The sequence below is a fragment of the Dyadobacter sp. genome, from assembly GCF_051859145.1.
Lineage (GTDB): Bacteria > Bacteroidota > Bacteroidia > Cytophagales > Spirosomataceae > Dyadobacter.
In genome coordinates this window covers 1-9,648 of record NZ_JBHYGF010000137.1, presented here as the reverse complement: position 1 = coordinate 9,648, position 9,648 = coordinate 1, and the positions used below count along the sequence as shown (strand labels likewise).

The 9,648-nt window shown below is 48.0% G+C and carries 7 protein-coding genes; 3 read left to right on the top strand and 4 right to left on the bottom strand.

Annotated features, from left to right (window positions below; translation table 11 throughout):
* Positions 1-102: 102 nt before the first annotated feature.
* Both purL and ACTIE6_RS09660 read right to left on the bottom strand, forming a co-directional pair.
* The gene (gene purL / locus ACTIE6_RS09665) at positions 103-3,768 is read right to left on the bottom strand and encodes a phosphoribosylformylglycinamidine synthase (protein WP_439556440.1); all 3,666 of its coding nucleotides are present in this window, start codon (positions 3,766-3,768) and stop codon (positions 103-105) included.
* A gap of 37 nt (positions 3,769-3,805) precedes the next feature.
* The gene (locus ACTIE6_RS09660) at positions 3,806-4,228 is read right to left on the bottom strand and encodes an organic hydroperoxide resistance protein (protein ID WP_439556439.1); all 423 of its coding nucleotides are present in this window, start codon (positions 4,226-4,228) and stop codon (positions 3,806-3,808) included.
* A 63-nt stretch (positions 4,229-4,291) separates the two neighbouring features.
* Between ACTIE6_RS09660 and ACTIE6_RS09655 the strand changes: the two genes are divergently transcribed.
* Both ACTIE6_RS09655 and ACTIE6_RS09650 read left to right on the top strand, forming a co-directional pair.
* On the top strand, positions 4,292-5,776 hold the full coding sequence (locus ACTIE6_RS09655) for an AraC family transcriptional regulator (protein WP_439556438.1): 1,485 nt from the start codon (positions 4,292-4,294) through the stop codon (positions 5,774-5,776).
* Positions 5,777-5,889: 113 nt separating this feature from the next.
* The gene (locus ACTIE6_RS09650) at positions 5,890-6,432 is read left to right on the top strand and encodes a DUF4468 domain-containing protein (RefSeq protein WP_439556437.1); all 543 of its coding nucleotides are present in this window, start codon (positions 5,890-5,892) and stop codon (positions 6,430-6,432) included.
* Here the strand turns inward: ACTIE6_RS09650 and ACTIE6_RS09645 are convergent.
* The gene (locus ACTIE6_RS09645; protein ID WP_439556436.1) at positions 6,425-7,255 is read right to left on the bottom strand and encodes an SGNH/GDSL hydrolase family protein; all 831 of its coding nucleotides are present in this window, start codon (positions 7,253-7,255) and stop codon (positions 6,425-6,427) included. The genes ACTIE6_RS09650 and ACTIE6_RS09645 overlap by 8 nt on opposite strands.
* Before the next feature lie 131 nt (positions 7,256-7,386).
* Here ACTIE6_RS09645 and ACTIE6_RS09640 point away from each other — a divergent pair, with 131 nt between their 5' ends.
* Complete coding sequence (locus ACTIE6_RS09640) at positions 7,387-8,898, top strand: glycoside hydrolase family 32 protein (protein ID WP_439556435.1); 1,512 nt, start codon at positions 7,387-7,389, stop codon at positions 8,896-8,898.
* 59 nt (positions 8,899-8,957) lie between these two features.
* Here ACTIE6_RS09640 and ACTIE6_RS09635 read toward each other — a convergent pair whose 3' ends face one another.
* Positions 8,958-9,386 (bottom strand): DUF4345 domain-containing protein, encoded by a 429-nt coding sequence (locus ACTIE6_RS09635; RefSeq protein ID WP_439556434.1) that lies wholly within the window; start codon positions 9,384-9,386, stop codon positions 8,958-8,960.
* Between the last annotated feature and the right edge of the window lie 262 nt (positions 9,387-9,648).

Genomic DNA, 9,648 nt, shown 5'->3' with positions numbered 1-9,648 from the left:
TGTACTTCACTACTTTCGGACGGTCATGCTGCATAAATCTCCCTGTGGTTAAGGTCAACCTATTTCAGGACGTGACACTTCCTCCCCTCCTCCCTTTCCTCCTTACTCCTTCCTCCCTTCAATCCACTCCCGCGCATTCACAAATGCCTCCATCCACGGACTAACTTCATCCTTCCTACCCTCAGGATAATTCGCCCAATGCCATTGAAAAAGTGATCTTTCGATGTGCGGCATCATGACCAGGTGGCGGCCGGTTTCGTCGCAGAGCATTGCTGTATTGAAACCGGAGCCGTTTGGACAAGCCGGGTAAGTTTCGTAGCCGTATTTGGCAACTATGCTGTAACGGTCTTCAGTATACGGGAAATCAAAACGGCCTTCTCCGTGAGATACCCACACGCCGAGCGTACTGCCAGCGAGTGACGATAGCATCACCGATTTGTTAGGCTGAATCGTCAGCGAAGTGAAGATACTTTCGTGCTTGCCGCTCGCATTGTGCAGCATTTTGGGTTTTACATCATGCCCCATATTGATCAGGCCGAGCTCTACGAAGAGCTGGCAGCCATTGCAGACGCCGACAGACAAGGTATCCTCACGTTTGAAAAAGTTTTCAAGTGCAACCCTCGCTTTTTCATTATAAAGAAATGCGCCCGCCCAGCCTTTTGCAGACCCCAGTACATCAGAATTCGAGAACCCTCCTACTGCGCCGATGAACTGGATATCTTCCAGCGTTTCTCGGCCGGAGATCAGGTCCGTCATGTGAACGTCTTTTACATCAAAACCGGCCAGGTACATGGCATTCGCCAATTCTCTTTCGGAGTTGCTTCCTTTTTCGCGCAGTACTGCTGCTTTTGGACGTGGTTTTGAAGCATCAATTGCAGGTTTTTTCCCATCGAATTGTGCCGGAAATTTATAGCGCAGTACGTGGTGTTTATAGTTGTCAAAACGCTCTTTTGCCAGCTCAGCGCCGCTTTGTTTGATATCCAGCAGATACGAAGTTTTGAACCAAACATCGCGCAGCTGATCAATATCAAAATCCCAGCTACCTGTCGCATCCTTCACTGTCAGCGTCGAAGCGAGGTTTACAGTTCCTATCTTATGGAAATCAATGCCGCTGGTTTGGAGCATGTTTTCGACAGATTCATCTGCCTGGAAAACAACACCGATATTCTCTGCAAAAAGCTTTTCGATAATATCCTGATCTCCCAAACCGGAAAGATCGATGCTCGCGCCCAGATCACGATCTGCAAAGCACATTTCAAGTAAAGTGGTAATCAATCCGCCGCTGCCGATATCGTGACCTGCCTGAATTTTCCCTGCTTTGATCAGCTGCTGAATTGCATTGAATGCATTTTTAAACTGCTCAGCACTTTGGATATCCGGCGTAGCATCACCGATTTTGTTCAGGATTTGTGCAAATGAAGATCCGCCCAGCTTGTAAGTATCGCCCGACAAATTGATATAGTAAATTGAACCGCCCGACTTTTTCAAAACAGGTTCAACCACCGCACGAATATCATCGCAATGCCCCGCTGCCGAAATAATCACAGTACCCGGCGCGATTACCTCGTCGCCTTTGTATTTCTGCTTCATCGAAAGCGAATCCTTGCCTGTTGGAATGTTGATTCCCAGACTGATCGCAAAGTCCGAGCAAGCTTTTACAGCCTTGTACAAACGTGCATCTTCACCTTCATTCTTGCAAGCCCACATCCAGTTTGCGGAGAGCGAAACGCTGGTCAAGTTATCCTTTAAAGGCGCCCAAACGATATTGGAAAGTGCCTCCGCAATCGCATTGCGGCTACCCGCAGCCGGGTCGATCAATGCAGAAAGTGGCGCGTGACCTATTGAAGTCGCAATTCCATCTTTACCCTGAAAATCCAGCGCCATTACGCCCACATTGTTCAAAGGCAATTGCAGCGGACCGGCGCATTGCTGCTTGGCCACGTGGCCCCCCACACAACGGTCTACTTTATTTGTAAGCCAGTCTTTACTCGCAACCGCTTCCAGTTGAAGCAGTTGTTCCAAATATTCATGTAGCTTGCCGGTTTCGTAAGTTACTGGCTCGTAATTTCTTTCAATGGACTTGTCAGCCATCACCGTTTTAGGCGAGCTGCCGAACATATCTTCCATTTTCAGGTCCATCGGCTTTGCACCTGTTTTCGCAGATTCAAATGTAAACCGGTGCGAACCAGTTACTTCACCCACATTATAAAGCGGCGCTCTTTCACGGTCTGCAATGCGTTTCAGCGTTTCCAGATTTTCCTTGCTTATCACCAATCCCATTCTTTCCTGGGATTCGTTACCAATGATTTCTTTGGCAGAAAGCGTCGGGTCTCCGACAGGCAGCTTGTCCAGATCTATATTCCCGCCCGTTTCTTCAACCAGCTCCGAGAGACAATTCAAATGTCCACCCGCGCCGTGGTCGTGAATGGAAACGATGGTGTTATTGCCGCTTTCCACCATGCCGCGCACTGCATTGGCAACGCGTTTCTGCATTTCAGGATTGGATCTTTGAACCGCATTTAATTCGATTCCAGAACCAAATGCGCCGGTATCCGCTGACGAAACCGCCGCGCCGCCCATGCCGATTCTATAATTTTCTCCACCCATGACAACGATCTGGTCGCCTACTTCCGGAGTTGATTTTTTCGCCTGATCCGCCTTTCCATAACCAACACCGCCCGCCTGCATAATTACCTTATCGTAACCCAGCTTGCGGCCTTGTTCTTCATGTTCAAATGTAAGTACTGACCCTGCGATTAACGGCTGACCGAATTTATTACCAAAATCAGTAGCCCCATTCGAAGCTTTGATCAGGATATCCATCGGCGTTTGGTACAGCCACTGGCGCTCTTCCACACCTTGCTCCCACGGCCGATTTTCTTCCAGTCTTGACAATGCAGTCATATAAACCGCAGTTCCCGCCAAAGGAAGCGAACCTTGTCCACCCGCCAGTCTGTCACGGATTTCACCGCCCGAACCTGTCGCAGCGCCATTGAAGGGCTCAACAGTTGTCGGGAAATTATGTGTTTCCGCTTTCAGGGAAAGTACGGATTCAAAATCCTTGATCTCGTAGTATTCAGGTACGTCCGGTCTTTTGGGTGCAAATTGTTGCACAACCGGCCCTTTTACAAAAGCTACATTGTCTTTATAAGCCGAAACGATCGAGTTCGGATTGGCTTCGGAAGTTTTTCTGATCAGTTTAAAAAGCGAAACCGGCTGTTCCTCGCCATCGATCACGAAAACACCATTGAAAATTTTGTGGCGGCAGTGCTCAGAGTTAACCTGCGAGAAACCGAAAACCTCCGAATCTGTCAATTTACGATTGAGTTTTTCGGCAAGTTTGTTGAGGTAGTCAACTTCCTCGTCGCTCAGCGAAAGTCCCTCCTGCTTGTTATAAGCGGCAATATCCTCAATTTCGAGAATTGGCTCAGGCTCAATGTTAATGGTGTAAATATCCTGGTTCAGCTCGCTGTATTTCTGCGAAAGCATTGGATCGAAGGCAGTGAAATCCGCATCGACTTCTTCAAATTCTTCAATACGGATAATACCCTGGATATCCATATTCTGGGTGATTTCCACAGCATTCGTGCTCCACGGCGTAATCATCGCCGCGCGCGGGCCAACAAAAAACTCCGTGATGCTTTGTTCATCCCGGAGTTCTGCGCCGCCAAAAAGCCAGCTTAATTTGGAAGTATCTGATTCTGTCAGCGTTCTCTCTATCTGGACCGCAAAAACAGTGTTCTGTTTGTCTGCAAAAAAGTAGATCATGGTATCGAATTATGGCGCAAAGGTAAACCTATTTGTTTTACTTCACAATCAACTCCACATCTATGTTCCCGCGTGTTGCATTGGAATACGGACAAACCTGATGTGCTTTTTCCACCAATTCTTCGGCTTTCTCCTTTTCCACGCCTGGTAGCTCAACTTCCAGCACGACCGAAAGACCAAAACCGCCATTGTCAATCTTACCAATACTCACCGCAGCAGTCACCGAGCTGGTTACCCCTGTTATCTTCTCCTGGCGCATGATCAGGCTCAATGCACTGTCGAAGCAGGCCGCATATCCGCCGGCAAAAAGCATTTCAGGATTGAGGTACTCACCCGACGGCCCACCCATTTCTTTCGGTACCCTCACGTCAATATCCAGTACTCCGTTTTCAGACTTTACTTTTCCGTTACGCCCGCCGGTAGCAGTTGCAGTTGCGGTATATATTGGCTCAATTTTCATGTTGAATGCAGGTTATTGTTTAAATCCTTTAAGTAACTTCTCCTTTAACAACCGCCAAACCTTTTGCCTGGTTCCGCAATGCGGCAGGTTGTCGTTTTCGCCCGACCACACCTGAAAATTGCCTATATTGGCATCATTGAACATATTCAGATCCTGCACAAGCCCATGAAACCATCCATTGCCGTACTTCCTTTTACAAACCTCAGCAATGATCCCGAAGAGGAATATTTCAGCGACGGTATTACCGAAGAAATCATCAGTGTACTGAGCCGGGTACCTGGTTTGCAGGTTTCAGGTCGTACTTCTTCGTTTACTTTTAAAGGATCAAATGAGGCGCTTGGGTCTATTGCGGAGCAGCTGAATGTGAGCTACATTCTAAATGGAAGCGTGGCAAGTTCGGGTAACCAGCTGCGGATCAGCGCGCAGCTGGTGCATGCGGCCGATGGTGTTCAGCTGTGGTTGGAAAACTATGACCGCGAGCTGGAAGCGATTTTCGATATTCAGGATGAAATTGCATCTGCGATCCTGAGCGCTATCAAGGTTGAGCTATTGGGCGAGGAGCCTGCTGTTACTTTTAAAAGATATACCAATAACAAGGATGCGTACCAGCTCTACCTGCGCGGGCGATTTTACCACAACAAATTTGCCAGCCGCGAGGAATACCAGAAGGCGATCGGCTACTTCAACGCAGCCCTCGACCTGGACCCTACCTACGCAATTGCTTATGCCGGAATCGCCTCCTGCTACCTGAATATGTGGTTTTACCGGCACATGCCAGCCGCACAGGCGCTGCCGCTTATGAAAGAAGCTACTGTGCAGGCACTTGCACTGGATAGCGGCATCGCCGAAAGCTACATTGCCCTCGCCCGGATGCAAATGCTCTATGAATGGGATTTTGGCAGCGCGGCCCATGCATTCAAAAAAGCAACAGACCTGAACTGGAATACCGCCGAGCTGCACGTGCAATTTGCATTGTACTGGGGCTTGCTCGATCATCCCGCCATGGCAGAAAAGGAAATCGAAACCGCACTTTCGCTGGAACCGTTTTCATTGATCAACAACTTTTACGCGGGCTATGTATACTGGCTCTCGGGTAACTTTACGAATGCGGTGGCGCAAGGAAGAAAGCTCACTGCACTGGAACCTGCATTCTGGGGCGGGCACATGATTACGGGTGCCAACCTGATAACTCTAAAAGATTACCCAGCCGCGCAGGAAGCTCTGGAAACTGCACTCGAAATCAATTACAACGGAATTACCCTAAGTGCCTGCGGCGCATTGTTTGGACTTTCGGGAGAGCATGAAAGTGCAAGGGATATTCTGACGCAAATGACAGCGCTGAGCAAAACGCAAGTCGTTTCGAACTACGATATGGGCATTGTGCACGCTACTTTGGGCGATGCCGATATCGCAGTAGAATACTTTCAAAATGCCGTGAGCCAGCACGAGCCGCCGATGCTGTTTTTCAAATACATTGTAAGAGACTGGCTGAGCGGACAATTACACGATCCGCGTTACGATATGCTGGTCGAGCTGATCATGCAGTAGCCGGGCTATGGGATTTGATAAACCAAACATCCCCTTTTTTGAAATTACTTGTTGCCAAAATCCGAACCGCAACCTTTTAACTATATTTACCCGCCAATCAACTCTTGTACATTTTGAAATACATTCTCGCGCTTTTCTTCTTTATCTCTGCCGGTCCGATTTTCGCCCAAAACGGCATGCTTCCATTAGATCAGGAAAAAAACATCTACTACTCAGACTCAGGTCAGCCCAAACTCTCCAAAGCAGATATTTACAAGAAAATGCAGGATTGGGTTTCCAAAACTTTCGGCAATTATCAGAATGCAGTCACCTTTGAAGATGCAGCAGCAGGAAAATTGCGCGTTACCAGCTATGTGCCTGTAATCCACGCCGATTACGCCTATGTCCGCTTTGACCTTACCATCAGCTGCTCCGACAACCAGTATCAGGCCGTAATTTCCAATCTCGACGGGGTCTCCCCCATTCACAGCCCGCTGCGACTTACCGCAAAAGACAATGAACGCATTGCAGCAAAGGAAGTCCTGATCAAGGCTGAAAACAGTAAGAAAAAGCGGGGCGAAATGGAAGATGAACTTAAACTCCTGAAAGCCGATAACGACGGGATCAATACCGCAATGTACAACCTGCTCGGGAGCATTAAGCAGTACACTAATTAAGTCCTTTCCACTTCGCTAAGACCATTTCGGCGATAATTTCATATCCTTTGTCAGATGGATGCAGACCGTCGTAGGTCATGTTGATCGCCTCCGGAGGATATGGATATTCGTCTTTTTCGGGGTCGAATGGAATGTTGGTGTAGTCAGGATATGTATAATTCTGGTATTGACCGGTCTGTGGATTTTTCAGCCTTTTGAATTTGACCATATTCTCGTGCGTCATCCCGCTTTCGTGATACAAATCCACCACTGAAAACTTCTCTTTCAACCCTATTTCCAAAATTGCATTCGCAACCTGTTCCAGCGTCTGATCACGTTTTGGTTTATACGATCCGTATGCATTGTTTTTAGCATTATTGATATAAACAAAATCGCCGCGCTGCATGGGAGTGATCAAAATAATATCGGCATTCCTGTTCAAATCGCGCAGCTTGTTCGTAATCACCCTGAATGCGCCGTATACGGTCGACGCGCCATTCTGGTTATCGTAATCGGCCATGGTACCGATCGGCTTGCCTTGCCACCAGTCGTTTGTTCCCAGGAAAATGGTATATACATCCGCCTTCACCAGTCCAAGCGACTCGATTCTCTCTGCGATATTAATAGAAGTCCATCCATTGTGTCCCTGGTTGATGTACTCGATATCGGGATGTTTTTCGGTGATCAGGCTGAGGTATCCTTTGGTAACGCGGTTACCGGTTTCATCTTTATGATCATTCAGGTAAGTAATGGAATCGCCGATTGCCACCCAGGTTATTTTTGCCGGAGCCGCACTGAAACATACAGCTGCCAGCAACAGCAGCAGGAAAACACTTTTTTTCATTGGAATAAAGAAGTTCAAGACCGAATAGAGGAATGCATAAGTGCCGTCATTCTACTTATCTCACCAAAATTTCTCGTAAATAGCAAAATGAAAGCCAGTCGCTTCTCAAACCAACCAACCGCTTGCCGCTCATGAAAAAAGTGCTGCTCCCATTGATCTTCCTCATTGCGTTTCAAGCTGTAAAGCCCGCTTTTGCGCAGGACATGCAGGAAAAATACCGGCCTCAATTTCACTTTTCACCCAGGTCCAACTGGATGAACGATCCCAATGGAATGGTCTTCCACAATGGCACTTACCACCTTTTCTTTCAGTACTATCCCGATGATAAAGTGTGGGGACCAATGCACTGGGGGCACGCTACCAGCAAGGATCTGGTATCCTGGAAGGAGCAACCTATTGCTTTGTATCCCGATAGTCTGGGTTATATTTTTTCAGGAAGTGCGGTCGTAGATGCTGCGAATACATCGGGTTTTGGCCAAGACGGCAAAGCACTGCTGGTTGCCATTTTTACACACCATAATCCCGTACTTGAAAAACAAAAAACAGGCAAACACGAATACCAAAGTCTGGCTTACAGCCTTGACGACGGGAAAACGTGGACGAAATACAGCGGTAATCCGGTACTGCCAAACCCCGGTATTACCGACTTCCGCGACCCGAAAGTGAGCTGGTACGAGCCGCAGAAGAAGTGGGTTATGACCTTAGCCACCAAAGATCGGATTACATTCTATTCCTCCCCAAACCTGAAAGACTGGACAAGAGAAAGTGAGTTTGGCGCAAATGAAGGCGCGCACGGCGGAGTGTGGGAGTGTCCCGACCTGTTCCCGATCATGCACAATGGAAAACAGGTCTGGGTACTTATCGTGAACATCAATCCGGGGGGACCGAACAAGGGTTCTGCCGGCCAATATTTCCTCGGAGAATTTGACGGAAAAACCTTCAAAGCAAATTCCGCGGAAACGAAATGGCTGGACTTCGGTGCAGATAACTATGCAGCTGTGACATTTGCTAACACCGGAAACCGGCGCATTCTGATGGGCTGGATGAGCAATTGGCAATACGCGAACCAGGTGCCGACGCACCCGTGGCGCAGTGCGAACACAGTCGCGCGCGAGCTGGGATTGAAAACCGCAGGCAAAGAAATGTACCTCACCTCAGTACCGGTGAAAGAGCTTGATCTGCTCGGCAGCGGCGGTTTTTCGGAGAAAAGTCTGCAAGTGAAAGGCGAAACAAACCTGACAGCCAAAGCAAAAAACAGCACCGGCTTGTTCAGGCTTGATTTCGATGCAAACGCGACAGCAGATTTCAGTATAGTACTGTCCAATAAGGCCGGCAATGAACTCACGATCGGCTACGATAAAGCTGCTAATCAGTATTACACCGATCGTTCGAAATCCGGCAAAGTCGATTTTGAAAAAGGTTTTGGGGTCAAACATACCGCTCCACGCATTTCCAAAGACAAAAACATCTCAGTTACGCTCGTCGCAGATGCCGCTTCTATTGAGCTTTTCGCAGACGGCGGTCTCACCGCAATGACGGAAATCTTTTTCCCGGACGAACCCATGTCGGAGCTGCGCGTGAAGTCTGTGTCGGGAACTACATTATCCAACCTGAAATACTCAAAACTTAAATCTGCATTGTAAATGCTCAGTTGTGCAGGATATGAAGAAGCGCATTGTAAGCGGTTTCAAGTTCCAGCGCATTAGAGAATGCAAGCGGCTTTCGCTCTATTTTTCGCAATTCGATTTTGCCAAACAACAAAAAGCACCGGCGCCAGTATTTCGACCGGAATGAAAAAGTTAAATGGAAAAGGCGGTAATCCGTAATTATAAAGCGACAAGAGACGAGCAATGCCGCCCAAACAAATTACACCACAGATGATCCTCAATGCACTTGCCTGCTTTTCAATGGTCGGAAGAATCGCGTAAATGGAAATGCCCAGGCCGACAGAAATCCCATTCAGAAACCTGAGATTGCTGTCTAATAACACATAGTCCGGCGACTTTATACTCCGGTAAAGCGGGTTATCAATGCCCAGCAAACCCAGAATACCCGTGAGCAGCGGGGCCAATGCTGCAATGGCGAGAACGATCTGAAATATTCTTCTGCTGCGCCGGTTTGTATCTGACATGCTGTGGTGGATTAAAGCACAATTCGCCGCCAAAGCATTAAAACCGTTCCAATTCGGCACATTGCTTTCCGGATATTCTTGCTTAATCAGGTGTTAATCTCGTCTTTTGCTGCCGATATTATGATAACAAAAGGAACTCCCGCTGGAACCGCCACAGGTGCGGCCCAGCAAACTGCCTACTCCGTTCTGTATTCAATCAGTCTGGCGCATTTGCTTAATGATATGTTGCAGGCGGTTATCCCGGCAATTTACCCATTGATCA